Origin of the sequence: Bradyrhizobium sp. AUGA SZCCT0182, from assembly GCF_018130185.1 — a bacterium.
Taxonomy (GTDB): domain Bacteria; phylum Pseudomonadota; class Alphaproteobacteria; order Rhizobiales; family Xanthobacteraceae; genus Bradyrhizobium.
This window is the reverse complement of sequence record NZ_JAFCLY010000004.1, coordinates 164,446-191,225: the sequence shown is the minus strand read 5'-3', so window position 1 is coordinate 191,225 and position 26,780 is coordinate 164,446. Positions and strand designations below refer to the sequence as shown.

The following is a 26,780-nucleotide window of genomic DNA, read 5'->3' as shown; positions in this document are numbered from 1 at the left end:
CATCACTCTTCCTTGACTCGCCAATCGCCGTCGGTGCTTTGCTTGCTGTGGAAGGCAAGCGAACCGCTACTCCAGAAACTCTGGAGGAGGAGGCATGCCCCATACCGACAAACGATCTTTTCCTAATTTCCAGACCTTGGGCCGCTGCGGACTGTCACGGTGCCAAGGGCGAGGGTCGAAGTAGCCTGTCGATTCGTCGGACATTTGGTCCAGTTCAGTAAAAAATTCGACTAGGTAGCCGTCCGGCGCGCGATGGTAGACGTGCAGATTGTGACCCACCCCGGCGCGCGCTGGTCCAAAAAAAATATCGATATCGTGGGAGCCGAGAACTTCGCATGCGTCCAGCAAGCGTGTTCGATCGAGAAGTTCAAAGGCTATGTGATGGAGCCCGGTGCGCTTGCCGGCAATGAAATTCAGCGTGTGGTGGTCAGCGCAGCATCTAAGCCATACAAAAAAATCTTCGATCGAATCAGAAAACCGGAATCCCAAAACGGTCTTGTAGAAAGAGATCGTTGAATCAATGCTCTGCGTACAGGACGCCACATGGCCGAGCTTTAGAGGGTTTACGCCACCCTTGCCGGCCCGGGGGGGCTGGTTCGCTACGACGTTGAATAGATCAATGCTCAAGTCGTCGGGCCCGGCGAAGCTCTGCACCGCGCTTATTCCAGGATAAGATCCCGTCTCTCTTGTTGACGATATTCCAATACTATCAAGAACACGGGCAACGTCCGACAGCTCCGTATTGGAATCCACTTGACAACAAATGCGCCGCAACCGTGAACGCTGGCCTTGCTGAATGGTCAAGGCCAAAGCGCCCAACTGTGTCCCGAGGTGAACGGTGGATCCCTCCTGACCGAGTTCGACCAAGCCAATAACACGCTCGTAATATTCGGCTTGCCTCTGGACCTGCGGGGACTCCATAACGATATGACTAAGACGTCTTACAGGCAGCAACGGTTGACCTCCCTCTAACTTGACGACGTGGGACAAGTCCCACCAGCGACTTCAGCAGCGCCGGATACGTTCCACGAACGGCGATGCTCGAGCTAACGCCGCGCAGTACCATATGGGGCCCACTTGGCGATGTCAGAGGCTACGCGCGCCCGCATCTCCTCCGGTTTATTCGTGACGGGCGAGAAGCCGACTATGGACAGGCGTTCGCGTATCTCGGGTTCTTCCATGATTTTCCTGACAGCTTCATGCAACCCATCGACTAGAGGTCTTGGTGTTCCGGAGGGCGCGGCCAGAGCGATCCAGGTCGTGACATCATATCCGGGCACATTCTCGGATACGGCCGGGACCGTCTGTGTCAGCGGGTCACGACCCTTGGAGGTAACCGCCAAGGCGCGGAGATTGCCCGCATCGATGAGACCCTTCATGGCGCCTAAATTGCCGACGCCACTCGACACCACGTTGCTCTGTACATCAGGCAGCATCTGGGCCCCAGCGTATGGTACGTGTGTCATGGTTACACCAGCGTGCTTCACGAGCATCTCCATGGCAAGGTGAGTAGTCGTGCCGACGCCTGGTGTGGCGTAGGTGATTTCGCTTGGATTCTTGCGTGCGGCGTCCAGTAGTGCGCTGAGCGAATTGTAGTCTGACGTTGCAGAAGTGAAGATGAAGAACGGGTACTCGACAAGCATCGACACGAACTGAAAGTCGTTCAACACATTGTATGAGATCTTTGGGTCCGTGACGGCGATGACAGTCTGAGCCGCGGTCATCAAGAGCAATGTTGATCCATCGGCAGGTGCACCCGCCACCCCTTGGGCAGCTATCCGACCACCAGCCCCTTGGCGGGGTTCAACGACAAAGTTGCCCCCCAGCATTTCCGACAGGCGTGGCGCAATCAATCGGCCGACCAGATCTGGCCCAGAACCCGCCGGGTACTCGGTAACGAGTCGGACCGACTTGCCCACAAAGAGCGATCGCGTGTCACCCTTCGCCGGCAGCATAGCCGCAGTCGACAACGCCGCACCAATGCCGCCGATAATCGCCCGCCGGCTGAAATTCTGCGTCATTTATTCCTCCCTGGTAACGATGCGACAAGCGGTTGGCTCCGCCATCATCGCCGGATCGACGAACTGTCCACGATCCATCACAAACATTGAGCAGCGCAGATACTCTTCAGGTAATGCGATTGCTCAGTGTGCCGATGCGCTCGATCTCAACTTCGCACACGTCTCCGGACTTGAGCCACAGGGGGGGCTTGCGCGTGCCACCAATGCCAGCTGGTGTGCCGGTCGCTATAACGTCCCCAGGCTCGAGGGTCATCGTCGACGACAGATCGGCAACGCTGTCAGCGACATCGAAGATCATGTCGCTAGTTGTTCCGTCCTGCACCACCTCGCCATTAACGCGGGTAACGAGGCGAAGGCCCTTGGCGCCAGGCGGCAACTCGTCGGCAGTCACAACCACCGGACCGAGCGGGGCCGTACCGTCGAAATTCTTTCCTACCGTCCACTGCGGCGTGCGTAATTGAAAATCCCGATAGCTCAGGTCGTTGAGGATCGAATAGCCGAACACATAGTCGAGCGCCTCGCCACGGGCAACGTTCCGCGCACGCCTGCCGATCACAACCGCCAACTCACCTTCGAAATCGAGCTTGCTTGATAGCGGACTAAGCGGAATGTCCTGATTGTGCGCAGCCAACGACGTCGCGGCGCGCAGAAATACCACGGGATATTCCGGGATCGCCAGGCCCGCCTCCTTGGCGTGATCACGGTAGTTGAGCCCAAGGCAAAGAATTTTTCCTGGCTTTTCCACGGGGGGCCTAAAGGTCTGATCGATGGACCGGCGCGCCGCGGCCGACGCAGAGGCGACGCGGCGCCCCACTTCTTCGAGCCGGCCTCCCATTCCGGCGCTTAGAAAAGCCCCGAGGTCGGGCAAGCTTGAGCCAAAGGCGTCCGAAATATCGACGACTTCATTGCCAATGCAAACACCGAGTCGCGATCCCCCCTGCTTTTCAACTGTAGCGAACCTCATGCCCCTCCCCTATCTCGTAACAAATGTCAGAATGCACCGTCGACCATGCGATGTGAGCATCAGCCGCACGAGCAGCACGTCCTCGTCTGCGGCCAGTCGGCGCAACCGGACGAAATCGGCCTTGCGCTGCTCTGGATCAGTCGTACCCTTCGTTCTTTGATCGTCGCTTGTCTGGCGTATAACTAGACGGACCGGCAGTGATAGCGCGGCCTTAACTGCAGGGTTACTCATAACCCCGCGACGGAAAAATACACCCGTCGCAAATCATTCTTGCCACGACGGAAGGAATTCGCACTGCAGCATCCAAATCTGATCGCATAACGGCCCGTCGGACGCTCGTCCGTCGCGGATGCGGAAGCCGCACCAGTCATTGCGACCTAGCTGTCGCATCAACTGGATGTGCCAACCACAGATCCCGCACGGCTCGACCGGGAGGCGTATCGGCTAGTCGGCAAGACCTATGACGGGAGCGTGGCGAAGCCCGGCGACTGTCGCTATAGTTTGTGTGGCAGCCTCAATGTCAGCTTGGGTCGGAAGGCCTCCAGTTTGCGATCGTGTCCCCAAGGCCCTCGGGAAGCCGATAGGACTCTTCCGGTCCGGGAAAGGTACCGTTGCGAACGTCCGCAGCCCAGCGCGACAGCGCCTCCTGTAACAGTCCATAACCGTCTGTATAGGCGCGAACGAATCTCGGGCGATGGCCTTTAGTCAGGCCAAGCACGTCATGGAGTACGAGAACTTGGCCGGAACAGCGGGAGCCCCCGCCGATACCGATGGTCGGTATCGTCAGAAATTCAGTCGCCCGCGCGGCCAGCTCTGCCGGAATGCCTTCGAGGACCAGAGCGAAGCATCCGGCCTCCTGCAGACGGTGAGCATCATCGAGCAGCCGCAAGGCGTCATCGGCTTTCCGGCCCTGCACCTTGAATCCACCCATGACATTGATGCTTTGCGGAGTGAGCCCAAGATGACCCATCACAGGAATTTCGCAATCGACCAGTGCACGCACCATTTCGACGCGCTTGGCTCCGCCCTCAAGCTTTACGGCGTCCGCGCCACGCTGCAGAAAGCCTCCGGCGTTGCGCAGCGTCTCCTCTGGGCTGAGGTGATAGCTTAGAAACGGCATATCGGCCACAAGCAAGGCACGAGGCCTCGTGCGTGCGACGGCCTCCAGGTGGTGGTTCATCATCGCCATGCTGACCGGCAACGTGTTGTCAAAGCCAAGGCAGACGTTGCCGATGCTGTCTCCGACAAGGATCATATCCACGATGGGATCGGCAATGCGCGCCGTAACCGCATCGTAGGCGGTCGTCATCACGAGGCGCTTTCCCTCCTGCTTCCACCGTTGCAGCACGGGAAGCGTCACCCGCTCAATTACCGTTTCCGAAGTGTGGCTCATTCTCGATTCCGCTTGCCTGTTGGATGGCCTCGGGTCGTTCCTGCAGCCCGAAAACTTGCCGCCTTGACGTGGCCTGACTCGCTTAGGAGCTTAAAAAGCAATGCTCCAGGATTCCCAAATCACCAAACAGATCAGGCGACCTCGAATGTTGCCATCGCAGCATCGTTAGCGATCCCCTTCTAGCGACGCATGGCGACATAACGCACTGTGCCATTATGTCAATATACTCTTATCGGACCTAGTCGACCCTCGATGCCGCTCATATCAAGGACATGCTGGCGTTGCCGCGGTTTGTCGAGAATCCACGCAATCGTGTCGCGGGATTCCGGCTCCTCCATCTCCTGCCCGGCATCGGATCGGCAACCGCCCAGCGCCTGCTCGACCGCATAGCGGAATCTGCCGATCCGATCGCGGCGCTTTTGGGCATACCGACGCCGCCGCCCGCCGGTGATGACTGGAAGGGCTTTGTCGAGACCTTGGGCAATCTCCGATATTCGGAGCCGCCCGTCGACCTCGAGCGTGCAAGGCTCTGGTACGACCCGCATCTCGACCGCATCCATGGGGACGCTGAAACGCGGCGGGCAGACTTGATCCAGCTCGAGCAGATCGCCTCCGGATATAGGGCGTTGATGCAGGAAATCGCCTCGTTTACTCTCTGGTTCCGGGCGGGGCCTTGGACGAGGCGACCCTGGTTGGCCGCCTAGGCGTTTCTAGGACACCCGTTCGCGAGGCGCTGGTGCGGTTCGCCGCCGAGGGTGGTGCAGTTAGTTCCCAATCGCGGTGCACGGGTCGCACCGATGGAATGGAACGATATCCGCGAACATTTGGAGGCCTTACGGCTCGTCACTCGATGGGCTGCAGTCAGTCGTTCCGAGGAACAAATCGCTTCGATAGACATCGAGCGACAATCTTTCGAGACCGCAATGGAGCTGGACAACTAGGCGGCTATGCTCAACGCGAATTTCCGCTCATGCATTGATCGGAGCGGCCTGCAGGAATTCCCTGTTGCATTGCTTTATGTTCAACAATTGACGACGGATCTTCGCATCGCCCGATTGGCGATGACAAAAGACTGCTTTCCCAGTGAACCCGCCTATCGCGCTCACGTCGGCGAAATCGTCCGCGGGCGCCGAGAAATTGTCGAAGCGATTTGCACGCGTGATGCCGAACGCGCCGAGCAACTCGCGCGCTCACATGCCGACCTCGCTCGCAAACGCGTTTCCGAACGCCTAACCCAAACGATGACTCCGCAATGGACGTTCGTCTCGGTGAACAAGCGGTGGACAGCGATCATGTGTGAGGTTTGTGCGATATTCGGCGCGGTGGAGCGACTTCGGCCGGCTGCGAGACGAGAAGTTCCGTTCAACGATATCCAGCACTACGCAATGAACGCAGGCGCCGGATCGGATTGCTAAACATCGTACTGCGGACGCCTCATTCACCACCAAGCTTGGGAGCGTGGCCCACTCGGCTAAGGCCCTTCCTAACCCCTAACGGGACGCATCGCGATGATCTCGCCAAGCGACGCATAGTTCGGCCCACCTAAACGACAGATCGGCCGGAGACGCCTCGAGTCAATCCTACCGTTGCAGTAGATGTCATCTCGAATATGAAATGCCAACACTTCACCAACAAAGAACTCGGACCCCGTCGATCCAAAGTTGAGGACCTGAACGAGCTGGCATTCCATGCTGATCGGAGCATCCGAGAGCCGCGGGGTACGGATCTTGCTGCTTGCTACAGTTTTCAGACCGAGCAATTCAACTTCGCTCACGTTCGGCGGATGCCTCTCGGAGCTTAGATGCAGCGCTTCCAGGAGGCTCTCATCAGCAATATTGACCACAAACTCGCGGCTCTCGTTGATGTAGCGCGACGTATCCTTCTGTTCACCATCACGCTTATCGCAATTGAAGCCGACGGTCGGCGGCATGGAAGACACGAAGGTGAAAGTGCTGAACGGCGCCAGGTTGATCCTTCCGGCTTCAACGCCGCTGCAGACCCATGCGATCGGTCTCGGAACGATCGCACCTGATAGTAGTTTGTAGCTTTCGTCGCGCGAGAGCGATCTGGCGTCAATTTCCATTCATGCTCCGCGCGTCGACATGTCACGCTCCTGCGCCGATTTCGCCACTTCCCGGCGGATCAGATCGCCGTAAGCGTCGACGAATGACAGTATGGCCTGAGAAAGCGCCGCCTTGTGCCTGGGCTCGACAGCCAAGCTCATGAAAACGTCGCCTCGCGAGGCTACGAGCACATTGGCCAGAATACATTCCAGATGGAACAGCTGACCCAGCCGTCGACTGACAGGTTCGATGTCTTTCGGCCGGGTAATCGGCTTGCTCGAAAAATGTATCGTGAACATCGACCCCAGGCCCACGAACTGAATGGGAACGTTCAACGACGTCATGATTTCGTTGAGTTCCAGCCGGAAGGCTTCTTCATCGCGCAGAAAGCGGTCTGCTCGGTCGGCACTGAAGACTTTAGTCAGACCTGCAAGACCGGCGGCCATCGAACAGGCATTATTGTTGAAGGTCCCGGCGTGGCGGAGGGTGTTTGCGCCCAACGGATCGAAGCAACCCATAATATCCGCCCGCCCTCCAAAGACGCCCGTTGGCAGCCCGCCCCCCACATATTTGCCCAGAGTGGTCATATCCGGAGTGATGTTGAACAGTTTTTGCACTCCTCCGGAGCCACAACGAGAGGTCTTGATCTCGTCAAAGATCAGGACTGCGCCCGTGAGCTGCGTCAAGCGACGGAGCGTCCGCAAGAACTCCGCGCTACCAGGAATGTTTCCGCCAGCACCGAGAATCGGCTCCACGATCACCGCAGCCAACTCATGCGCGTGCTTGCGGATCATACTCTCTGCTGCTTCCGTATCGTTGTAATCCGCCAGGAGAAACTCGAAGGGGACGTTCATCGGGCTACCCCCGCCCGAAAACACCAATACGCCTCCGTGGTACGCTTCTCGAAAGACCATAATCTTGCGGCGACCCGTGAAAGAGATCGCCGTTGTGATCGCCAGAAGGTTTGCTTCGGTGCCGGAATTGCAGAAGCGAAGGCGTTCAAGAGAGGGGAAGCGGTCGCGTATGGCGGAGGCAAGGCATTCTTCCGCGAGAGTCGGCGCGGCCAAGACTATTCCGCCATCCAGGGCCGAGATGATCGCCTTCCTAATTTCTGGCTCGCTGTGGCCGTAGAGCCCAGCAGAGAACTCGCCAACGAAGTCGCAATAACGATGGCCGTCGATGTCCCATACATCGGCGCCCTCGCCCCGCTGTAGCGTAAGGGGAAATGGATCGAAATAGAGCACTGACCGGGTGTTGCCGCCAGCCAGCACCTTTCGCGCAGCCTGGTACGCGTCTGCGCTCTTCTGACGCTGTTGCACATAACGTTCGCGTGCAGCAGCGATCGCCCCGTCAATCGACAGGTTTTGCAAAGCATTCGCCAATTGTGCGGTCCCCTTCCACGCGTATTCAGCCGTTCTGAGCAGCGATTCTCGCCGTACTCATCGTGAGCAATTTCAGACCAACAGCAAAGTCGGTCATCTCCATGTGTTCATCGGGGTTGTGGCTACCATTGGCGTTCCGGACCAGGATGATGCCTGTGGGAATTCCCCGGCGGGCAAACATGGCCGCATCATGCCCGACCGACGGCATTCGCTCCACGTCGATACCGGCCTCCCGGCCGACCCATCGCAAGAGCTCGGCAATGTCTTTGTCCAGATCAACTGCGTTCGTTCCGACTCGCGAACCGAAGTCGAAGCGAACATGATGCTCCTGGGCAAGGGCATGCGCTTTGTCCATCGCCGCCGCATGAAACCGCTCCATTACGGCATCGCTGACACCGCCAACATTGAAAGAGAACGCCACCTCGCCGGGCACCTTGGTCATTGAATGCTCTGCGGAATTGGTCTGAAGGATGCCGCAGGTGAAAACCAGATCATCATGCCCCGCCTCGATCTCGCGGCGCCAAAGCTCGTCGCAATAGGCGATCAACTTGACGGTCGCCATCAGCGCGTCCGCGCGCAGGTGCCTTGGCACCCCGGCAGAGTGGGCATAGCGTCCCTCGCAAGTCGCAAACGGATAGCGGATGTTACCGCGAACCGCCGTCACCGCGGCGAGAGGCTTGTCGATGCTTTCGAGATGGGGCCCCTGCTCGATGTGAAGCTCCAAGTAAGCTTTCACCCGATCCAGGGGGATCGCCGCCCGACCGAGCTGGGAGATGTCTACGCCAAGGGCCTCAAGGTGTTGAACCAACGTTTTTCCGGTATCGAAGCGCTTGAGGCGCTCCGCCTCTTCGCGACCGATCGCCCCCATCAAAAGCTTGCTGCCGAGATAGGCCGTACCGAACCAAGGGCTCTCTTCTCCCCGGAAACCCAGCACGCGCAGGCCACCCGTACCGGCGCCACCGCCATGCTCCAGCGCGGCCAGAGCTCCGATTCCAGCGATTACTCCCGCGAGCCCGTCGTAGTTCCCACCTCGCGGAACCGAGTCAATGTGCGACCCGATGAGAATTTCGGGAGGCTTGTCGAACTGTCCCTTGCGGGTGACATTGACATTCCCGACGCGGTCATAGCGCGCATCGAGACCGCGCGCGCGCGCATACTCGATCAGTATATCGCCGGTCGCGGTCTCTACCGCACCATACGCATCACGCGATATCCCGACACCGTCATGGCTGCGCACCGCAATCGCCTTGAATAGGTCGGTCAACGAGGGCATCAACCCGTCGATGGCGTCACATAGCTTTTCGTTCATATCTCACCAGGCTTGATAATCGCGACCACAGCGGCCTCACACCAATCTGCGCTCGGCCTCGGGCGGCAGAAACCTGTCGGTGTATACGTCTTCCATCTTGGGAATCACGGCGAGGTTGAACGCCTTCGCCACCTGCGCGGCGGTACGCTCGAAGCGGGCACGGTCTACGGTGCTCAAGCCGTGCTCCCGCGTCCATGGCGTGAGCAACGCCCCGTCGATCATGAGGTCGTTGCGCAGCATTTCGACATCCAGCTTCAGGAGCTGGTCGCGCTTGATTAGGCTCTCGACGGCGGCCCGTCTGCTGGCGAGCATCGCTCGGGTGGCCTGCACCGTTCCGCGGACAAATCCAGAGACGGCGGCGGGATTCCTGGCCGCATAGTCTTTGCGGCAGACCAGGCTGAGAGAATAGAGTTCGAGGCCCGTGTCGTTGTACTTGATGTATGCAATGTCGTCGCGCGGGACCCCCGCGGAGACCATGTTGATGACGGACGTGACGAAAAAGCCGAGCGCCGCGTCTACTCGCTTCTGGATCACTAGGCTGTCACGCAGCTGTGGGGAAACATTGACAACCTTGATCTTATCTAGATCGACGCCGTTAAGCTGACAGACCACGCGGAAAAGAGGCCAGCTTGCGTCGGTCTCGGTGACCGCGAGCCGCTTGCCTTCGAGATCCTTGACGGTCTTGATGCCGGAGTCCTTTAAGAACGTTATCGCGCTCGGCGCAGCATCATACATCACGCAGACCGCCTGCATCTGCACCGATGGATTCTCGCTATTGAATTTCGGCAGCAGGTTCGGGTCCACGAACGCAATATCGAGCGCTCCCGATGCCAGCTTGTTCAGGTTGTCGGCGGAGCCATAGCCCCGCTCGATCGACAGGTCGATCTTCTCGCGGACGAAAACTCCCTGCTCTGCACCGTAAGTCCAGATGCTATGGTTGCCTTGCCACACCCAGTCCAACGCGAAACGGACGCGCTCATTCGCGCTCTGCGCATGCAGGAAACCGGGAAGGACCAGTGCACCAAGACTTCCGGCGACCAGCGCACGGCGATCCAATTTTCTCATAGGTCTGCTTCCAATTGCACCATGGCTCACGCGTGTGGCCGCGCCCCGCAAAGTCGCAGCAAGGTCGGCTTGCAGTGCCGAATTGGAAATGTAAGTATTGTGTCAGGACGCGGAAGTTCGAAACGGTCCGAACACTACGTTTGGTACGGTACGAACCGAGGCGACGGAACATCCGCCGGCGACAAGGTCATGCAGGATACCGAGAAAGCGTCCCGAGAAGCAACGACTGCGCCACACGGCGCACAGGCGCTTGCGCCGACCCCGCTTGAAATCAGGGATCAAGTCACCCGCATCCTGGATGCGCCCGAATTCGAAGGGGGACCGAGGATCAAAGCTTTCCTGCGGTACATTGTCGAACAGACATTGAGCGGAAGCGCACGGAACCTCAAGCAGTATTCGATTGCAACCGAAGCTCTCGGCCGAGACACGACATTCGATCCCGAGATCGACCCTCTCGTTCGCCTCGAAGCGGGGAAACTACGAAAGGCCCTCGAGATTTTCTATCTGCGAGCTGGAGGGTCTGCGCCGGTCCGCATCCACATCCCAAAAGGCACATATGTACCGGTGTTCGAGTGGGGCATACGGGCAGACACGCGAGCTTTACCAGCCTCTATTGGGACTTCCTCAGCTGCCGACGAAGTACCACGTGTTGCGATCCTCCCGTTTGCCTACCGAGCCGGTCAGCCCGATTGCGAATTATTCGCGGAGGGCTTATTCGAACAATTGGTCGTAGCTCTGTCGCGTTACGGCGACATTGCTGTATCCCTTCCCGATAATAGGGATCAGCAGCAGCCTAGCGCTGGCGATACGCATTATCAAACGGCATTTGTGCTCTCGGGAAGCGTCAGACAGTTCGACTCGGGACTGCGAGTGATAGCGCAGCTACGTGACGTAAAAGCAGATACTGTCGCTTGGTCGGAATCCTTCGACCTTGATAGCTCCGCCGCCGCGCTCGCGAGCCAGAATCGGCTCGCAAGCCACATCGCCTGCGCTCTCGCGGACTTCTATGGCGCAATCCCTCATATTCTCAGCCTGAATGCCGTATACGGGCCATCCGATCGGTGGAACTTACGGGACTCGATCCACCGCCATCGGTACTTGGCGCGTACGCTCACAGAGCGCGTTTATCGCCTCGCACGCCGGGATCTGGAGTACGGGATCGAACGTGCGCCCGACCAGCCAATGGTTTGGGCGGCTCTTGCGCATACCATCTTCTACGGAAACGTTCTTGGCTTCGACAACGATGACCATTGGAAGCCGCTGGTCCTCCGGTATGCCCAGCGAGCGCTCGAGCTGGATCACCGCTGCGCCTTCGGTCACGTATCAATGGCCCTCTATCAGCTCTATGAAGGGCATCTAGGCGACGTCCGGGAGACCTGTCATCGAATTCTCGAGCTCAATCCGCATGCCCCCAGCACCAAGCTCAGCGCCGGTTTTTTTCGCGCCCTCTCGGGGGACTGGGATCAAGGCACGGAGATGCTTAAGGGAGCGCTCGGGACCATGCTGCACCCGCCGGGCTGGGCGTATCGTGCAGTCTGCCTCAACCATTTCCGGCGTGGGGAATTCGAGGACGCGCTGCGCGAGATCAATAAATATCATGCGCCAGAACACCTCACGCCGTCATTGTTGAGAGCGACGATCCTGAGCCGCCTTGGTCGAGACAGTGAAGCTCGCGCTGCCGCGGCCGACGTGCTTCGCATCTCGCCCAACTTCGGTAGGATAGCAGATAGTTATCTTCGCTATTTGGCACCGCTCGAGGATGTGCGCTTTGAGATCTCCGGCGCTCTGGAAACGACGGGGCTGCTGAACTAGACCCTGCGCCGATCCGGCTTACGTCGTGAACTCATTTCCGCGGAACGCCCATCGGGTCATCCGATGTTCCATGATGGCGAAGATCGCGTACATTGCGATACCCATCGCGCCGACAACGAGAAGGCCGGCGAATACCAGCGGAACTTCGAAACGAGCGGACGCTGACAGCATTAGATACCCAATTCCCCGGTCTGATGCCACGGTTTCAGAAATGACGGAGCCGATGAACGCAAGCGTAATTGCAATCTTGAGCGAAGCGAAGAGATAAGGCGTCGATCGAGGAATGCCCACCTTGGTGAGAATCTCCCAGCGACTTGCACCAAGAGAACGCAGCACGTCCCGCATTTCCGGTTCGATCGTCGCGAGACCGGTCGCGACGTTGACCGCAATCGGAAAGAAGGCAGTGCTGAATGCGGTAATGATCGCCGGTATTGTGCCGATACCGAACCAGATTACGATCACCGGAACGAGAGCTACCTTAGGAATCGAATTGAATCCGATGAGCAACGGGTAGAGACTCGTATAGACGATTCTGGAGGCACCGACCGCGATCCCTATGAGCAGCCCAACTGCAACAGCAAGGCCGAATCCGACGACGGTACTGAATAATGTCTGCAGACCATGGTACTCAATCTGCTGCCGGAACTGATACATCGTCTTGAAGACCAGGCTTGGTCTCGGGAGCACAAATGACGGAACAGAGAACAGCCAGCAGGACAGCTCCCATACCAAAAACAGGACGATGGTCACGAGCCAAGGCGCGAGCGCCTGAACGTACCTAAGGCGCATCATAGTTCATGCTCGGCGCGGATTTTGTCCCGCAGGCGATGAACCAAGTCCATAAAGGCGGGAGAGAAGGTTGTTTCAAGCGTTCGAGGACGAGGAAGGTCGATATCCAGGGACATCACGAGCCGTCCGGGTCGCTTGCTCATAACGTGAACCACGTTGGACAGGTACACGGCCTCACGCAAGTCGTGTGTCACCAGAACGGATGTGAATTTCTTTTCCATCCAGAGGCTTTGCATGACCGACCAAAGCTCCTCACGCGTAAACGCGTCGAGCGCGCCAAACGGCTCGTCAAGCATCAGAAGCTCAGGTTCGTGAATCAGTGCCCGACACAAACTCGCCCGCTGCTGCATGCCACCCGACAGCTGCCAGGGATACTTTTGTCCGAACTTGTCGAGTCCTACCGATGACAGGATGCGCTCGGCAAGCCCCACATAATGTTTGCGGTTGCCGCGCAAGCGACGCTTGTGCGGCTCGACGATCTCAAACGGTAGCATCACGTTGTCGAGTGTCGTGCGCCACGGCATCAACGTCGAATTCTGAAACGCCATGCCAACGCCCTTAATCGGGCGCGTCACCTGGTTGTCATCGATGAAGACGGCCCCTCTCGTTGGCGGCACAAGTCCGGTCAAGAGCTTCATGAGTGAAGACTTGCCGCACCCACTCGGCCCGACAACAGCGATAAAGTCGCCTCGCCCAACCTTGAGATCGAGATGATCCACAGCCATGACGCTTTCCTCGCCTTGACCATAGGCGAGGGTTACGTCGCGGACGTCGGCGAATACCGTTTTGAGTGTCATCATGAGATCAATCGGTCTCGCTTTCCGCCGGCCGCGCGGAAAGTGGCTACCACTTTCCTGGCGCAAGCTGCTCGGCGATCTCGTCATAGTTTTCGGAGAGCGGCAGAATGACGGGATAGCTGATGCCGGCATCCATCCATTCCTGGGTACGGTCCTTGATGTGGCTCGCGTTCCCGGCAATTGCCATCGAATTGACGATGTCGTCGCTGACCAGCTTCGCCGCGTCCTCGACGCCACCAGGCCGCGCCGGCCAGCCGCCCATCGTCTTGTTGATGCGCTCCAGGAGCTCGGGATCCAATCCAGAAGCCTTGCCGATGTGGGGCTGCTGACCGAGATACTTGGCAATCAAATAGCGGGTATGCTCCAGGGCTTCCTTCGGGTCGTCCGCCATCGAGACGTTTATCAACTGCGGTCGATCGTAGTTCTCGAACGAGCGACCGGCCCGTGTCGCGCCCACCTTGAGGCTTTCGACCAATTTTCTCGTGTAGGGTACCGAAAGAAGTCCGTTCAGGATTGCACCGTCGGCGATTTCGCCGGAGAGCTCGGTCATCACCGGGCCCGTGGGGCCGATGTAGAGCTTGGCCGGCCGCGGCTCACGTGGAGCCCCGTGACCGAGATCTAGGCTGATATCGCGCAAGTGCACGAACTCGCCCTCGATCGTGACGGTTTCGAGATTGAGGAGGCGGCGAACTGCTTCAAGATACTCCCGCATCTGCGAGAGCGGCTTTCGCCGTTCGATGCCCTGCTTCCACGCCAGCGGATCCCAGTACGCTCCCAGACCGCAGATGACACGGCCAGGCGCCATCTCGTCCAAGGTCGCCAGCGTCATCGCCATCAGGGCAGGACCGCGCGTCCAAGTATTCACAATGCCTGTGCAAAGCTTGATTCGGTTCGTAACCGCAGCGAAGCCTCCGAGCACGGAGAACGCATCGCGAGCAAGCCGCGTTTCCGTGACCCAGGCGGAATCATAGCCCAGGTTTTCGACCTTCTGGACGAGCTCAATTTGCTTGGCAACGGACGGGCGGTCAAGAAAGCAGAATCCAACTCGATCCATCTTCATTGTTTCTCACCTTTTCCTATGTCTTCGGCGCGGATACCACGACATGGCCAACCAGTCGCCGCCGATCGCAGTCAGAGCGCGACCGTAGGCCGCCCCAGACGCAAATTCAGGTCGGTTACGGTTGGGAACAACGTTCATACGGTTGCTACCGTCGGCGAGATATCGCACCGATGGAAAAGAGAGGGTCGAGCTGAGGCTTCAGACAGACTTCGCCGCTCTGCCGTCCATGCGCGGTGGTGCGCCGGTTACGCCTGGGAACATAAAAAGCTCCATCAGCGCGGCCATCCCGGCCCCTCTCATCGATTGCGACCAAGCGAGCCCAATGTCTGATCGACAATCCGGTGCGCGGCAGTAGTCAGCGCAGGCAGCGCACAACCGTTTCCGACGTCTAGACGATGACGCTCCGCGAGGTAGAACTCGACAATGCTTGCCAGACATTGACCGCCATCTGCCCGATCGGAATTCGCCGCCATACTTCGACAGAGCTTTCCATCGCTTTCGCGAACGCCTGATCGATCAGGTCAACGCGGGCGGTCGCATTCCCGACCTCGCCGTCAAGGAATCCGGTCAGCCGCTGACAGCCTTGTTGCCACATCGAGCCAACTATTTGACTGCTGCCACCAAGTTTCTTAGGCTGCCCTAACCGACTCCAGGAACCTGCCGAGCTCAGACTTTAAGCGGTTGCTGTCGCCGGACAGCATTTGAGCAGCGGATAACACCTGGGAGGATGCAGAGCCAGTCTCGCTTGCACCACGCTGCACGTCCATGATGTTAGACGAAACCTGATGCGTGCCGTGCGCCGCTTGTTGCACATTGCGGGATATCTCTAGGGTGGCGGCCCCCTGCTCTTCAACGGCGGCGGCGATGGTCGACGAAATTTCTGAAAGTTTTTCGATTGTGCCGCTGATCTGCCCAATGGCAGTCACGGAATCCGCGGTGGCCGCCTGAATACCCGAAATTTGCTGACTGATTTCGCCTGTTGCTCTTGCTGTCTGTTCAGCGAGAGCCTTTACTTCCGATGCGACCACCGCAAAACCCCGGCCAGCGTCCCCCGCGCGGGCGGCCTCGATGGTCGCATTGAGCGCCAACAAATTGGTTTGCCCAGCAATAGTATTGATTAAGTCCACAACGTCGCCGATACGGCCCGCCGCTTTTGACAATTCGCTGACACGCTCGTTGGTGAAGCGGGCCTGATCCACGGCTTCTCCAGCGATTCGAGCTGACTCCTGAACTTGGCGGCTGATTTCGTTGACAGAGGTAGACAACTCTTCGGTCGCTGATGCCACCGACTGCACATTAGTCGAAGCTTCCTCCGAAGCGGCCGCCACTGTGGTCGCCAATTCCTGTGAGCGCTCCGCTGTGGCCGACAGGCTCGTCGCCGAAGACTCGAGTTCGATCGCGGCCGCAGACACTGTTTCGATGATCTTTCCGATCGCTTCCTGAAAATCATCGGCGACGCCGATAATCTCGGCTCTACGCTGTTGGCCGGCGGCTTGATCCTGCAGCGCCTTGGCTTCAGATTCTTCCCGCGCTTTGTTCTCCGCGTTCTCACGAACGATGGTTATTGCCTTTGCCATGTTGCCGATCTCGTCGACGCGGTTTGCTCCGGGTATGACGATGCTGAGATCGCCGGCTGCTATTCGAGAAATTGCTAAAGTCATGCGAACCATGGGGCGGATGACGCCGATCGCAATGCCTGTGATACCCAGCACGATCATCAGTACTACTGTACCGGACACGCTCCAAACGAGCATTGAGAATTTTGCGATGCGCTGTGCCGCTACCGCTTCAAGCTCAATATTGTCGGCGTTGGTTTGCTTTACGATCTCATCGACAATCGCGCGGTGTGCGTCGTAGACTGAGGTCAACTGGCTATACACAAAAAGAGCTTCATACTGGTCGCCCTTGACTAAAGCCGGCAGCATCTTGTCCTCGATAAGTGACCAGAACCGCTTGACCTCGGAGTAAGACTTCACAGTAAGTGCCGTCTTAAGCTTCGTTTCCAGCTCGGATTTTTGCCAGAATTCCTGACGCTCGTTGAATTTCTTGTGAAGCTGAACGAGGCGACCCTTGTAGTAGGCGACCTTCTCTGGCTGCTGCACTGCCAAGGTCGCCTCAAGAAATGCCTCAATAACATAAGCGGGCGGCGGGATGACATCGGCAACAAGATCCTTGCCTAACGCAATCTGCGAATAGAGTGGTCCCCCAACGCGTAGTTGATTATTCGCGTACATGCTTACTGCGAGACTCGCAGATAATCCCAAGGCGGTGACCACGCCGAAAAGCACGACAGTGGTGAAAATCGAAACGCGAATTTTCATAATTGCCCCACAACAATGTTGGCGATCGAAATGCCGCTTATGAAATATATTCGCACGAGGATGCTGATTGAGAGTTAACTTGGATACGAAACTCCATTCGGCGGTCGAGGAAGCAAAATCCAACTCGATCCATCTTCATTGAATAACACCTATTTCCATGTCTCGGTCTCGACCGCGACATGACCAACCAGTCGGCGCCGATCGCAGTCAGAGCGCGACCGTAGGCCGCCATAGATGCAAATTCAGGTCAGTTACGGTTGGGAGAGACGTTCGGACGGTTATTACCGTCAAGGCGATATCGCACCGATGGAAAAGCGAGGGTCGAGCTGGGCGTTCAGACAGACCCTGACCTCTCCGCAGCCCATGCGCAGGCAGCTGATGTAATGACCGCTGTGAGGGCAAGCCAATATGCTTAGACGGCCCAAGCAGGGAGACCCCCGGAGTGCGACGTCGCAAATAACGCCCCTTGGCTCTCTAGTCACGTCAGGCGCACCGCACCCCGGCCAGGAAGTCGGTCACCTCAGACTTCAGGCGCTCGGCTTCGTTAGAGAGCCCCCGTGCGGCCGTCAGGACATTTTCCGAGATTTCGCCCGTCTGTGACGCGGCTTTTGTCGCCTCGGAAACATTGCCTGACACCTCGCGCGAGCCCGTTGCCGCGAACTGAATATTGCCGGCAATTTCACGCGTGGCAGATCCCTGCTCCTCGACGGCCGCGGCAATCGTCGCAGCGATCTCGTTCATACGGGTGACGGTTCCGCCGATGCCCTGGATCGTACTGACAGCGCTACCCGTCATCGTCTCGATCTCGGCGACCATCGACTGGATCTCGTCGGTTGCTTTCGCTGTCTGCGTTGCCAGCGACTTTACCTCTGAGGCGACAACCGCGAATCCTCGCCCAGCATCACCAGCCCTGGCCGCCTCGATCGTCGCGTTCAGCGCGAGCAGGTTGGTTTGCGCGGCAATGCCGGTGATCAATTCAACGATGTCGCTGACCCGCTTGGTCGAATTTGCAAGGCTGGTCATGGTCGAATTCGCACGCTCGGCTTCGGCGACAGCACCGGCGGCGATTTGAGAGGAATACGTCACCTGGCGCGAGATCTCCTGAATCGACGAGGAGAGCTCCTCTGTTGCCGCGGCGACCATCCCGACATTTGAGCTGGTCTGTTCAGCGGCGACCGCCGCAGCCGTTGTTGCGCCGTTAGCCACTCTTGCCGCGGTGGCCATCGAGCTGGCTGAGCTCTCCATACCCGTCGCTGTCATGGCGATTTCGTCAACAACGGCCTTCACGGATGCCTCAAACCCATCAGCGAGCTTGCGCATGGCAAGCTGCTTGTCCCGCGCAGCTGTTGATTTAAGCTCGTCCTGCTCGCCGGCGAGCCGCGCAGCTTCCGCGGACCGCTCCTTCAGGACCGCCACAGCGTGTGCAAGCGTGCCGACCTCGTCGCGGCGCTCCGTCCCTGGCACGTCAACGGTGAGATCCCCCTCAGCAAGCCTGTTCGTTGCGTCTGTAAGCTTCAAGATTGGTTGGCTAATCCGGCGGCCGAGCCAGAAAGCGATCGAAAGCGAGATCAGCGCCATGGCGATAACGACACAGCCATTTCGCACAGCACCCGACCAGGTAGCGACTTCAACCGCATCGAGGTACACCCCCGAATTAACGCCCCATTGCCATCCGCTGCTCATCTTCGCATAGACGGCCTTTCTGACCGGCGGGGTGTTCTGCGTTTTTGGCCACACATAATATATAAAGGCTCCGCCGTGCTTGGCCGCGGGAATGAGCATTTCGTAGATTTTCGTGCCGTTGGCATCTTTCAAGTCCAACAACACCTTACCTTCCAGGTTTCTGAAGAGCCCGTTGACGATGCAAACGCCGTCCATCGTGTAAGCTGCGACGTAACCATCCTCGTCGTAGCGAATGGCGCGGAGGACATCCTTTGCAGCGGCTTGAGCATCCTGCTCGCTCATCTCGCCCTTGGCGGACTTGCTTTCGAACATCTCAATGACCTTGACCGCAGCCTCAACGACCGAGCGGGCCCGCGCTTGGTGCTCCTCGCGGGTAATATCAGCGATCGACATGATCGAGAGCGCGCCTGCCACGAGAAGAGCGACCACGGTGAGGATGGGAAGAAGAAGGATGCGGCTGTTGATGCTTTGAAACGCTCTCGACATGGAAATTCCTCTCGGCGACTCTGTGAACTGGATGAACTGGTCGACCATCAAGGCGCAGTCCGCGACGGTGGTCGGATGCCCGGACCCCGCTCGAGAATGACAGTGAGCGAGATCTTGATTACCTACGGCAGCGCAAATCCGGCTTTGGACAGCCGGAGAACGACAGCACCCACCAACGCTCCGTCCTGCGAGGATGAACGCCCGGAAGCTCTCAGCGCCATAAAGATTATTTAAGCGACGCGAGCCTATCAGGCTCCCTCGTCCGCCATACGTCCCTTACACATGTCGCCCCTCCTCTTCCAAATCAAAAACAGGGGGCCTACGGGTCCTCCCATCCCCATGGGAGAATCGCCAATACAGGTGAGAAGGGGGTAAATCTGCTTCACCGTAAAAACTACGACTAACATTTGTGCAATCCTGACTGTGCACACATTGCGTTCAGCTCGTACTCATCCCTCCCGCTCCGACCGGACCCTTGTCGCCGCCGCTCACATCTTCGGACCACACAATACCGAATGACTCGAGGCTGCCCCTAGCGACAGACTGCCTCGCCAAGAAGCAGCTTCCGGGTCTCCTCGGAGCATAGCTTCCGCTCCTTGAGCAAGGAGAGCGTGCCGATATCCAAACATGGCCAGCCTCGTCGGGCGGGCGATGATGCTGTTGAGGAAGGCAATTGACATGGCCTGAAACGAAGCGTTGATCCGCCTCGGCGGCATCGCGAACTCGCGGAGTTGCCAAAAGCGGGAGCCTGAGGCGAGCTAGTCCTTCCAGGCGTCGCGTGCGTCGATAGCTGGTGGCGCGGCGCTTCGTCGGAGCTCCCGGTCGATGCGCATCGTCACTCGCCTGATTGCGAGAAGAGTGACCCTACACTGGAAGCGCCCAGTCTTGATTTTAGAGCCGATCTCGAAAGAATAGTGCCACGCTCCCAGCTCACTGCCCACTACGAGCGAATACCGCACGCCCCTATGCGTTCCGACATGAACGACGGCCTGCCTTGAACCGCGAGACATATGCCTCCTCCGCGCCGTCTTTGAGGCGATTTGGCCGCTGATACTGATCACCGAATTGAGGAAGTGCAAGCGAGGGAGGTTGCTGATGCGGCTATCATCGCGCTCTCTAGATCGGGCCAAGTCACTTCTTCAGGGCAGACCGTAGATCTCGCGCCATGCGCTTTACCGAGCCGGTATTCCGGCCTAACGCAGCAACGCTTTCCCCCGCCCCGCACCACCAACCGATCATCGCCAAAAGCTTCCTGAGCTCGGCGTCGGACCATTCCCTCGGCCTTGATGATTTCAGCTCGAAATCCTTCAGCATGCCGATCGGCCCGTTCATCCAGGCATTTTCCGGTGGAGCTGCTCAAACGTCCACCAGCCGGAAAGACCGCCCAGGCAAGTAGCGCGGGTTTGTGGCTAGGCTTTGTAGTCATGATCGCGGCGATGTTAGTACGATCAACATTAGTTCTGTCATGTTCTTGGCGCCAAGCTTTCGAAGAATGTTTCGGCGATGATCTTCTACAGTGCGCGGGCTTATGCAGAGATCATTTCCGATCGCTTTGGCAGAGTCGCCGGAGACAAGTTTTGCCAGGATTTCCATCTCCCGACTGGATAGACGCTCCCGCCCTGGGAACCGAATGGACTGGATGGCAGCCGGCAACGCCCCACGCGCCTCTTGACGTTCTGCGATGCGGTTAATGCGCGCTATGAGCTCCGAAGGGTCGAATGGCTTCGGAACGAAATCCTCCGCCCCGAGCTTGATGGCGGCGACAACGGTAGCTACGTCGACCCGCCGGGAGATTACAAGAATCGGCGCGGGATATTGTTTAGCGGGCAAATCACGTAGGAGATCAATCCCGGAGCGGCCCCGAAGATTGATTTCAAGAAGAATACAGACAGGAACGCGATTGCGGGCTGTCGCCAACAATCCGGAGCTATCGGCAAAGCAAACGCACTCAAATCCCGCCCCATGCAACGCTTTGTGCAAAACATCGCGAACCTCAAAATCGTTATCAAGGACGAAAACGACGCCACGAGAGCCGGCATTCAGCGCGAGATGTCTGATTCCGAGCCGACTGTCGCTGCTGTTCATCTTGACGCGATCGTTGCGCGATGCTGGACACCTCGATTTGAAGGCGAGACGGAGACACTATGTCTCCGTCTCTCGTCCGCCGCTGATATCAGTCGAGGAGGTCCGGCTCGGCCGCAACAATCCAATCCCACATCGGCTGGAAGCTGAAATAGCCTCCCTTGTGAGTTCCGATTTGAGAAGCTGTAAGCTTCGCAATGTCGTGCGGGATTAGACGGGTCTGCCCCGCTGCTTCGGCCAATAGTTGGGCATGAGCGGCATCATCCATCGCCAGGTACCACCAAGCTGCCGCCTCAATCGTGGGTCCAACCGTAAGAAGTCCGTGGTTTTGCAGAATGGCCGCCTTGTGAGAGCCCAAGGCTTTAGCGATTTTTACGCCTTCCTCGGGATCCAGGACGACGCCAGAGAATGGATCGAAGACGACGTGATCCTCGTAAAATGCGCAGGAATCCTGCGTCAGTGGATCCAATAGCCTCCCGAGCATCGACCAGGCCTTCCCATAGGTCGAATGCGTGTGGGCGGCTGCTATGACATCGGGGTGGGCCTCATGAATCGCCGAATGGATCACAAATCCAGCGTCATTGATGGGCTTGTCACCAATCAGAATGTTGCCTGCGTGGTCCACCAGTTGAAGATCCGAGACTTTGATCTGACCAAAGTATTGCGAGAGCGGATTGATCCAGAAACGATCTGGGAATTCGGGGTCCCGCACGGTGACATGGCCCGCAAGGCCTTTATCGAAGCCATACCGAGAGAAGATGCGAAATGTTGCGGCGAGGCGCTGCTTACGATGTAGCCGCTCTTCCTCAAAGGAAGCCGCGGGCTGGCGCTCAACGAGTGAATATTGCTTCGGCGGTTGAATTTGACGGTTCATTTCTTCTTCTCCCTTAGTAGCCTAGGTTTTTATTGAAGACGTCGACAAGTTGCTCTCCTCGAACAAAATTCTCCAGGTTGCCGCCACATTCTGCGCCAACCGCTCCAAATTGCCTTCTGCGAGCCACGATATGTGAGGTGTAGCTTTCGTAGCGACGAAGGTACTACTCGGTTCGAGGATTGACATGAAACGGAGGTACCCGAGTGGGAACTAGAACTTCTATGACGGTCGGCCCTTTATTTGTTAGCGCAACCTCGATGGCCTCGTCGAGTTTTTCCGGCTCCACGTTCATTCCATTGGCACCAAAGACGCGCGCTAACTCCGCAAAGTCCGGGTTGTTAAGTTCGGTGCCAACCTCTCGCCCATGAAAGCGCGTTAGCTGGTCATCCTTCGTTGCGCCGAACGCAGAGTCTGAAAAAACGATCACTATGACGTTGATCCCGTAGTTCACGGCTGTAGCAAGCTCGGATAGAGCAAACATAAACCCTCCGTCACCTGTCACGCACACAACAGGGCGATCCGGAGCTGCCACTTTGGCACCCAACGATACTGGAAAGGCATAACCCAAATTGGCGAAGTATGAAGAAGTTATGTAGCTGCGCGGCTTTTTCGCGCGGTAAGCATAGTGCCCCCAATATCCCATGTTGGTATTGCCGCTTACGATGATTGTGTCATCCGGCAAAACCCGTTGCATGCGAGACCATAGTTCCTTTTGGCGTGGTGCCTTTTCGCTCAGCCAGCGATCCTGTTTACTGCGGATATCAACCAGCGACGCTTCTGGCCAGCGATCGCGTCTCGCACCCAGTTTACGCACTTCCTCCGCGAGGGCTCCCAATCCTAGGCGCGCGTCTGACAAAATGCCGATTTCCGCGGGATAGTTCTTGCCGATTACGCTTGGATCTACGTCCAGATGTACAAGTTTCTGCGGTGCCCGCAACGCGTTCAGACCTACCATCTGTCCAGTCAGACGAGTGCCGACTGCAAGTATCACATCCGCTTCTTGCGAAGCCCAAGTGGACGAGCCGTGGCCATAAACTCCAACGCCTATCGAAAGCGGGTGGTCCTCGGGAATAATTCCTTTTCCTTCGGGCGTCGTTGCGACCGGAGCGCCCAGAGCTTCAGCCAGAGAGGTCAGTTCGTTTGAAGCGGCGGCTAGTATCGTGCCTCCACCGGCCCAAATCAAAGGCTTGTGCGCTCCGCACAGTAACTCAGCCGCCGACCGAATGCTTTGTGGGTCTGGTGAGGTTGGCGAAACACTTGTCAGCGCTGAAAAGTGCACTTCTCCCTTTTCCAACAGCGCTTCCGGAGGCATCTCAACTTCCGTCGGTCGAGGTCGCCCGGTGCGCATCTGCCGCATTGCTTCTTGAATTGCCTGGGGGATACCGTCGAGATGCAAGACTCGTTTCTGCCATTTCGTAATGGGGCGGATGATGTCCTGCTGATCGTTAATCTCGTGCAGCGCGCCTCGATCGCTTCCAATATTGTCGCGCTCAACCTGGCCCGCCAACAGCAGGACCGGCGACGAGCACGCAAATGCCGTACCCAACGCTGCGCTTGCGTTCTGTACACCGGGTCCTGGAACAACCAGTGCAACGCCGGGTTTTCCGCTCACGCGTGCGTAGCCGTCAGCCATGTATGCTGTCGTCTGTTCATGCCGAACGGTGATAACTCGAATGTCCGGCTGATTGTAGAAAGCGTCGTAAATGCCCATAATGTGGTAGCCGGGCAGCCCGAAGACATACTCGACGCCATCCATTCGAAGAGCTCGGACTACAGCTTCCCCGCCACTTATTTCAGTCATGTACGTGCGTCCTACGTTTGAGCGCTTCTGAATGTCCACACAGATATTTTAGATAGTATTCATATTGAAGCAGGATGACTCTATTCGATGGCTCATCCCATCAGGCTGGATAAAAACGATGGATGGAGTTGCGCGTCGGTTGGCGGAGCGGATCCACTGGTGTGGGCTGCTGCGAAGCGCGTCTCGTCAAGCTTGCTTCACGCAAGCTCACAAGAGTGCACGATGGGTGAAGATTGATTAGGTTTACTACCGTAACAACGGGTATGCACATTCTTTCTGCAGCGATCGCCCTTTTGTAGCGAGTGCGAGCCCGTGCGGAAGATAATCGAAATGAACAGACCCTGGAACAGAGCATCGTTGCGGCGTTCAGATACTGCGCTTCCGTATTTGCCGCCATTACTGCTCGCGCTTGACGTGATTTAGCTGGACATCACTTGCACGTTTGTATTCTCGAATAGGCCTTCCTCACCAAATTCGACACCGATGCCGGAGCTTTTGATGCCGCCGTAGGGCACATTCGGTTGGATCGGGCCATGCTTGTTTATCCAAACCGTTCCACACTCGAGTTCGGCGCCGTACTCGCGCGCCTTCTCAATGTTGGTTGACCAGACCGAGCCACCGAGGCCATTGGGATTGTCGTTGGCGCGAGAGATGACTTCGTCAATTTCGGAATATCGAATGACTGGAAGCGCGGGACCAAACTGTTCCTCATCAACGAGTGGATTGCCGTTGTCCAGGTCGGCAATGATGGTGATTGGATAGAACAAGGTCCCCTTCTGCGTCTCACCACCCATCAGTACCTTGCCGCCACCCTTCTTGGCTGCATCAACCAAACGCGCAACCTTCTCGAATTGCATACGGTTCTGCACGGGGCCAAGCTGGCTATCGTCCTTCATACCGTCGCCCACCGGGACGGTCTTTGCGAACGCGACAAGCTCCTTGCATAGGTCGTCATAGACATCGTCGTGCACATAAAGCCGCTTCAGCGCCGCGCAGGTTTGACCGTTGTTGATAAAACTACCCCAAAACAAGTCGGCGACGATCTTCTTCGGATCGACATCTGGTAGCACGATGCCGGCATCGTTTCCGCCAAGTTCGAGTGTCAGGCGCTTCAAAGTGTTGGCAGCACTCGACATGACTTTCTTGCCAGTCGAGGCGGAGCCGGTGAATACGATTTTGCCGATCCCGTCATGCTCCGACATGGCGGCGCCAAGGGAGTCTTCACCTGCAATACTATTTATCACCCCGGCGGGCATCACCTCGTTTATCAACTCAATCATCCGCAAGGTGGAGAGAGGGGTGTAGGGGGAGGGCTTGTTCACAACCGTATTGCCGGCTCGGAGCGCCGGGAAAATATGCCAGATTGCGATCATGGCCGGCCAGTTCCATGGGGTGATCGAGCCGACCACCCCGATCGGTCGACGATGCAGTTCGATACGGCCTTCGTTGCTATCCTGGATCAGCTTCACCGGTATATCCAGACCAGCGGTGTAGGTTGCCCACGCACCGGCGCGGTTCATCTCGAACCTTGATCCGAGTCCATTCAGTGGCTTGCCCTGCTCCAGAGTGATGAGGTGGGCTATTTCGTCGGCGTGGTCGCTAATTTTCTGCGCTGCCGCATGACAAAGCTTCTTGCGCTCGTCGTGCGAGGTCTTTGACCACCTTACAAAGGCGCGCTGAGCGGATTCAACGGCCGCATTGAGATCGGCCGAACTACCGCTTGGCGCAAGCCCGACAACGGCGCCGGTGGAGGGATTGCGGACTTCGAAATGGTCACTGGTGGGAACTGATTTGCCGCCGATGGTGAGATTGTATCGGGTCACTTCCTGCATGATCATGTCCATTTGCATTGTTAGGGGCGCCGCCATCACCAAATGGTCCGCGATACTTACAAGAGAGATTCTGCACGTCGCGTCACTTCTCCCAAAGGTGAGGGTCCACCGTCCATTAAAAAGGAACGAACGAGTATAAGTTTCAGCTATAGAGTTGTGGGACGTCTTCCCGGCGCAAGTGCATCCCAAGGCTCCCAGAATTGCGTTCAGGCTGGAAGCGAGCGACCGGGTTCCTTGATGATAAGCTCCCGAGCGGTGCTACCATCCAGTTTCGCACGGTGTGTGCCCGGATCTGGCTAACGTCCTGGTGAAGAGCAGCGGCGTTTATCGAAGATCCCGCGATGATCCGAAGCTGCCGCGCCCTTGAAGACCGACGCACTGTAGAACGGGCCCCTCGCAATTCCCTGCCAAGTGACATTGGCTGCGATCGGTCAACCGTTTCTCTCACGCCTCGCACGAAGACAGAGCAAACCTCGTTTGCGAAAGCTGCGCCATTTCCTGCAGAACTTCACTGAAAACCGACCTGCCCGCTACAGCGGCTGAGCACCCGACGCGTCCCGGAACTCCGGTTTTATACTACCGATGCCGAATTAGGACTCGTCCCAGACTCGCCCTTTTGTCTAAAAAAAAAGATTTATCTTGTAAATGCGACAATCGTCCTTTAGGTTCGCCCCTTCGCTAAAACCAGTCACCTCAAGTCATGAGCACTGGACGGGGAGTAAACAGATGAGCGACGAGGCGCTCCATGCTGGCGCTGAAAGAGCCCGGCCCGATACCGCTTCCAGGCCGTTGTGGGGCGCTGCGGTAGGATTACGGTGCTTTGATCAGCGACTGTTTCCCACCGTTGCCAGCGCAACGGAGCAGAACGTCCTGTTCAATATTGGGCGCGCCATCGGCGGATTTGGCCTAATCGTAATTGGCGCAATTGCGGGTACGTACGGCTTCGCCCTGGCAATTGCCATGCTCGCCGCACTGTACGTCGCCGACATCGTCGCTCTTTTGACGTCCCTACCCGAGCGTCGAGGCTTTCAACTCCAGTGAATCAA

General features: G+C 57.7%; 23 protein-coding genes and 1 pseudogene. 7 read left to right on the top strand and 17 right to left on the bottom strand.

What is annotated here, in order from left to right; all coding sequences use genetic code 11:
• Positions 1–66: 66 nt before the first annotated feature.
• The 4 genes from JQ611_RS06940 to panB all read right to left on the bottom strand — a co-directional run bounded on the left by JQ611_RS06940 (position 67) and on the right by panB (position 4,378).
• Positions 67–804, bottom strand: coding sequence for a VOC family protein (locus tag JQ611_RS06940; RefSeq protein ID WP_212464946.1), 738 nt, complete (start codon positions 802–804; stop codon positions 67–69).
• Positions 805–1,046: 242 nt separating this feature from the next.
• Positions 1,047–2,021, bottom strand: coding sequence for a tripartite tricarboxylate transporter substrate binding protein (locus JQ611_RS06935; RefSeq protein ID WP_212464945.1), 975 nt, complete (start codon positions 2,019–2,021; stop codon positions 1,047–1,049).
• Between the two features lie 106 nt (positions 2,022–2,127).
• Positions 2,128–2,985 (bottom strand): fumarylacetoacetate hydrolase family protein, encoded by an 858-nt coding sequence (locus tag JQ611_RS06930; protein ID WP_212464944.1) that lies wholly within the window; start codon positions 2,983–2,985, stop codon positions 2,128–2,130.
• Positions 2,986–3,505: 520 nt separating this feature from the next.
• Positions 3,506–4,378 carry a 3-methyl-2-oxobutanoate hydroxymethyltransferase gene (gene panB, locus JQ611_RS06925; protein ID WP_212464943.1) on the bottom strand — a complete coding sequence of 291 codons (873 nt, stop codon included), beginning with the start codon at positions 4,376–4,378 and terminating at the stop codon, positions 3,506–3,508.
• A gap of 248 nt (positions 4,379–4,626) precedes the next feature.
• Between panB and JQ611_RS06920 the strand changes: the two are divergent.
• The 3 genes and pseudogenes from JQ611_RS06920 to JQ611_RS06910 form a co-directional block, all read left to right on the top strand.
• Positions 4,627–5,034 (top strand): annotated as a pseudogene (locus JQ611_RS06920) (ATP-dependent helicase); the annotation flags it as partial.
• 17 nt (positions 5,035–5,051) lie between these two features.
• Positions 5,052–5,357 carry a GntR family transcriptional regulator gene (locus JQ611_RS42945; RefSeq protein ID WP_212464942.1) on the top strand — a complete coding sequence of 102 codons (306 nt, stop codon included), beginning with the start codon at positions 5,052–5,054 and terminating at the stop codon, positions 5,355–5,357.
• Positions 5,326–5,793 carry a hypothetical protein gene (locus JQ611_RS06910; protein WP_212464941.1) on the top strand — a complete coding sequence of 156 codons (468 nt, stop codon included), beginning with the start codon at positions 5,326–5,328 and terminating at the stop codon, positions 5,791–5,793. The genes JQ611_RS42945 and JQ611_RS06910 overlap by 32 nt, the downstream gene beginning before the upstream one ends.
• Before the next feature lie 68 nt (positions 5,794–5,861).
• On the opposite strand, the gene JQ611_RS06905 is transcribed toward JQ611_RS06910, so the two are convergent.
• From JQ611_RS06905 to JQ611_RS06890, 4 genes are read right to left on the bottom strand one after another with little or no spacing between them, the layout of a single operon-like run.
• Entirely contained in the window at positions 5,862–6,461 is a 600-nt protein-coding gene (locus tag JQ611_RS06905) for a flavin reductase family protein (protein ID WP_212464940.1), read from the bottom strand.
• Positions 6,462–7,823: an aspartate aminotransferase family protein gene (locus JQ611_RS06900; protein ID WP_212464939.1), complete on the bottom strand. Its 1,362-nt coding sequence runs from the start codon at positions 7,821–7,823 to the stop codon at positions 6,462–6,464. It lies immediately after the preceding gene.
• A 25-nt stretch (positions 7,824–7,848) separates the two neighbouring features.
• Positions 7,849–9,132: a hydantoinase/carbamoylase family amidase gene (locus JQ611_RS06895; protein WP_212464938.1), complete on the bottom strand. Its 1,284-nt coding sequence runs from the start codon at positions 9,130–9,132 to the stop codon at positions 7,849–7,851.
• A gap of 36 nt (positions 9,133–9,168) precedes the next feature.
• A complete protein-coding gene (locus JQ611_RS06890) occupies positions 9,169–10,197 on the bottom strand; it encodes an ABC transporter substrate-binding protein (protein WP_212464937.1) in 1,029 nt (342 codons plus the stop codon).
• A 189-nt stretch (positions 10,198–10,386) separates the two neighbouring features.
• Here JQ611_RS06890 and JQ611_RS06885 point away from each other — a divergent pair, with 189 nt between their 5' ends.
• The gene (locus JQ611_RS06885; protein WP_212464936.1) at positions 10,387–12,009 is read left to right on the top strand and encodes a hypothetical protein; all 1,623 of its coding nucleotides are present in this window, start codon (positions 10,387–10,389) and stop codon (positions 12,007–12,009) included.
• Positions 12,010–12,027: 18 nt separating this feature from the next.
• Here the strand turns inward: JQ611_RS06885 and JQ611_RS06880 are convergent, their stop codons facing one another.
• The 3 genes from JQ611_RS06880 to JQ611_RS06870 are packed head-to-tail and all read right to left on the bottom strand — an operon-like array spanning position 12,028 to position 14,655.
• Positions 12,028–12,798: an ABC transporter permease gene (locus tag JQ611_RS06880; RefSeq protein WP_212465036.1), complete on the bottom strand. Its 771-nt coding sequence runs from the start codon at positions 12,796–12,798 to the stop codon at positions 12,028–12,030.
• On the bottom strand, positions 12,798–13,598 hold the full coding sequence (locus JQ611_RS06875; RefSeq protein WP_249132983.1) for an ABC transporter ATP-binding protein: 801 nt from the start codon (positions 13,596–13,598) through the stop codon (positions 12,798–12,800). The genes JQ611_RS06880 and JQ611_RS06875 overlap by 1 nt, the downstream gene beginning before the upstream one ends.
• Before the next feature lie 43 nt (positions 13,599–13,641).
• The gene (locus tag JQ611_RS06870; RefSeq protein WP_212464935.1) at positions 13,642–14,655 is read right to left on the bottom strand and encodes an LLM class flavin-dependent oxidoreductase; all 1,014 of its coding nucleotides are present in this window, start codon (positions 14,653–14,655) and stop codon (positions 13,642–13,644) included.
• Positions 14,656–15,082: 427 nt separating this feature from the next.
• On the opposite strand from JQ611_RS06870, the gene JQ611_RS06865 reads away from it, so the two are divergent.
• Positions 15,083–15,298, top strand: a complete 216-nt coding sequence (locus JQ611_RS06865; RefSeq protein WP_212464934.1) for a hypothetical protein — start codon at positions 15,083–15,085, stop codon at positions 15,296–15,298.
• Here the strand turns inward: JQ611_RS06865 and JQ611_RS06860 are convergent.
• Together JQ611_RS06860 and JQ611_RS06855 are read right to left on the bottom strand one after the other, a co-directional pair.
• Positions 15,285–16,976 (bottom strand): methyl-accepting chemotaxis protein, encoded by a 1,692-nt coding sequence (locus JQ611_RS06860; protein WP_212464933.1) that lies wholly within the window; start codon positions 16,974–16,976, stop codon positions 15,285–15,287. The two genes, JQ611_RS06865 and JQ611_RS06860, sit on opposite strands and share 14 nt — an antisense overlap.
• Before the next feature lie 483 nt (positions 16,977–17,459).
• Positions 17,460–19,193, bottom strand: a complete 1,734-nt coding sequence (locus JQ611_RS06855) for a methyl-accepting chemotaxis protein (protein WP_212464932.1) — start codon at positions 19,191–19,193, stop codon at positions 17,460–17,462.
• A gap of 1,117 nt (positions 19,194–20,310) precedes the next feature.
• Between JQ611_RS06855 and JQ611_RS06850 the strand changes: the two genes are divergently transcribed.
• Positions 20,311–20,541: a hypothetical protein gene (locus JQ611_RS06850; protein ID WP_212464931.1), complete on the top strand. Its 231-nt coding sequence runs from the start codon at positions 20,311–20,313 to the stop codon at positions 20,539–20,541.
• Positions 20,542–20,567: 26 nt separating this feature from the next.
• Here JQ611_RS06850 and JQ611_RS06845 read toward each other — a convergent pair whose 3' ends face one another.
• The 4 genes from JQ611_RS06845 to JQ611_RS06830 all read right to left on the bottom strand — a co-directional run bounded on the left by JQ611_RS06845 (position 20,568) and on the right by JQ611_RS06830 (position 25,725).
• Complete coding sequence (locus tag JQ611_RS06845; RefSeq protein WP_212464930.1) at positions 20,568–21,230, bottom strand: response regulator transcription factor; 663 nt, start codon at positions 21,228–21,230, stop codon at positions 20,568–20,570.
• An 88-nt stretch (positions 21,231–21,318) separates the two neighbouring features.
• Entirely contained in the window at positions 21,319–22,101 is a 783-nt protein-coding gene (locus JQ611_RS06840) for a class II aldolase/adducin family protein (protein WP_212464929.1), read from the bottom strand.
• A 163-nt stretch (positions 22,102–22,264) separates the two neighbouring features.
• The gene (locus tag JQ611_RS06835; RefSeq protein WP_283816733.1) at positions 22,265–23,902 is read right to left on the bottom strand and encodes a thiamine pyrophosphate-binding protein; all 1,638 of its coding nucleotides are present in this window, start codon (positions 23,900–23,902) and stop codon (positions 22,265–22,267) included.
• A 419-nt stretch (positions 23,903–24,321) separates the two neighbouring features.
• Positions 24,322–25,725: an aldehyde dehydrogenase family protein gene (locus tag JQ611_RS06830; RefSeq protein ID WP_212465035.1), complete on the bottom strand. Its 1,404-nt coding sequence runs from the start codon at positions 25,723–25,725 to the stop codon at positions 24,322–24,324.
• Positions 25,726–26,460: 735 nt separating this feature from the next.
• On the opposite strand from JQ611_RS06830, the gene JQ611_RS06825 reads away from it, so the two are divergent.
• Positions 26,461–26,775 (top strand): hypothetical protein, encoded by a 315-nt coding sequence (locus JQ611_RS06825; protein WP_212464927.1) that lies wholly within the window; start codon positions 26,461–26,463, stop codon positions 26,773–26,775.
• Positions 26,776–26,780: the final 5 nt, after the last annotated feature.

Bases quoted from the DNA above. Each gene is read 5' to 3' on its own strand.
- JQ611_RS06885 (WP_212464936.1), top strand. From the start codon at position 10,387: ATGCAGGATACCGAGAAAGCGTCCCGAGAAGCAACGACTGCGCCACAC.
- JQ611_RS06930 (WP_212464944.1), bottom strand. From the start codon at position 2,985: ATGAGGTTCGCTACAGTTGAAAAGCAGGGGGGATCGCGACTCGGTGTT.
- JQ611_RS06935 (WP_212464945.1), bottom strand. From the start codon at position 2,021: ATGACGCAGAATTTCAGCCGGCGGGCGATTATCGGCGGCATTGGTGCG.
- JQ611_RS06840 (WP_212464929.1), bottom strand. From the start codon at position 22,101: ATGAACCGTCAAATTCAACCGCCGAAGCAATATTCACTCGTTGAGCGC.
- JQ611_RS06845 (WP_212464930.1), bottom strand. From the start codon at position 21,230: ATGAACAGCAGCGACAGTCGGCTCGGAATCAGACATCTCGCGCTGAAT.
- JQ611_RS06835 (WP_283816733.1), bottom strand. From the start codon at position 23,902: ATGACTGAAATAAGTGGCGGGGAAGCTGTAGTCCGAGCTCTTCGAATG.
- JQ611_RS06855 (WP_212464932.1), bottom strand. From the start codon at position 19,193: ATGGTCGACCAGTTCATCCAGTTCACAGAGTCGCCGAGAGGAATTTCC.
- JQ611_RS06880 (WP_212465036.1), bottom strand. From the start codon at position 12,798: ATGCGCCTTAGGTACGTTCAGGCGCTCGCGCCTTGGCTCGTGACCATC.
- JQ611_RS06870 (WP_212464935.1), bottom strand. From the start codon at position 14,655: ATGAAGATGGATCGAGTTGGATTCTGCTTTCTTGACCGCCCGTCCGTT.
- JQ611_RS06890 (WP_212464937.1), bottom strand. From the start codon at position 10,197: ATGAGAAAATTGGATCGCCGTGCGCTGGTCGCCGGAAGTCTTGGTGCA.
- JQ611_RS06850 (WP_212464931.1), top strand. From the start codon at position 20,311: ATGCGCTTTACCGAGCCGGTATTCCGGCCTAACGCAGCAACGCTTTCC.
- JQ611_RS06910 (WP_212464941.1), top strand. From the start codon at position 5,326: ATGCTCAACGCGAATTTCCGCTCATGCATTGATCGGAGCGGCCTGCAG.
- JQ611_RS06905 (WP_212464940.1), bottom strand. From the start codon at position 6,461: ATGGAAATTGACGCCAGATCGCTCTCGCGCGACGAAAGCTACAAACTA.
- panB (WP_212464943.1), bottom strand. From the start codon at position 4,378: ATGAGCCACACTTCGGAAACGGTAATTGAGCGGGTGACGCTTCCCGTG.
- JQ611_RS06825 (WP_212464927.1), top strand. From the start codon at position 26,461: ATGAGCGACGAGGCGCTCCATGCTGGCGCTGAAAGAGCCCGGCCCGAT.
- JQ611_RS06860 (WP_212464933.1), bottom strand. From the start codon at position 16,976: ATGAAAATTCGCGTTTCGATTTTCACCACTGTCGTGCTTTTCGGCGTG.
- JQ611_RS06875 (WP_249132983.1), bottom strand. From the start codon at position 13,598: ATGATGACACTCAAAACGGTATTCGCCGACGTCCGCGACGTAACCCTC.
- JQ611_RS06895 (WP_212464938.1), bottom strand. From the start codon at position 9,132: ATGAACGAAAAGCTATGTGACGCCATCGACGGGTTGATGCCCTCGTTG.